The sequence below is a fragment of the Massilia sp. CT11-108 genome, assembly GCF_047302915.1.
In the GTDB taxonomy this organism is placed as follows: Bacteria; Pseudomonadota; Gammaproteobacteria; order Burkholderiales; family Burkholderiaceae_D; genus Telluria; species Telluria orientalis.
In genome coordinates this window covers 1-466 of sequence record NZ_JBKYMO010001239.1, presented here as the reverse complement: position 1 = coordinate 466, position 466 = coordinate 1, and the positions used below count along the sequence as shown (strand labels likewise).

Annotated in this window: 1 protein-coding gene; it reads right to left on the bottom strand. The window is 68.0% G+C overall.

Annotation, left to right across the window (positions count from 1 at the left end; translation table 11 throughout):
* Nucleotides 1-466 (bottom strand): SDR family NAD(P)-dependent oxidoreductase (locus tag ACEN88_RS34205; RefSeq protein WP_413346833.1); only part of this gene is annotated, 466 nt, incomplete at both ends.

The window sequence follows — 466 nt, the reverse complement described above, 5'->3', positions numbered from 1 at the left end:
GATTTGGTCGGCGCGTGCGCGAACAGCGCGTCGAACAGGACGTTGGGCAGCAGGCGCAGGACCTTGGCGACGACGCCCATCGGCCACGGGATCACGCGGTAGCTCGTGCCGGCGTCGATGGCGCGGGCGGCCGCGGCCGCGAAGCGGTCCACGGGCATCAGGAAGGGCATGGGAAAACGGTTCTGGCGGGTCATCGGTGTGTCGATGTAGCCGGGCGCGATGGTCACGACCCGGATACCGTGGGGTTGCAATTCGAGGCGGAGCGATTCCGCATAGGTGTGCACGGCGGACTTCGACGCGCAGTAGGCGCCGGCGCCTTTCATGCCGCGGATGCCGGCCACGCTGCCGATGGCGACGAGGCGGCGCGGGCCGCGGTCGTTGACTTCCCTGCGTTTCATCGTCTCGACGAACGGCGCAAACGTGGCGACGGTGGCCGTCACGTTGATGGCGAAGATGCGAGCAAAGT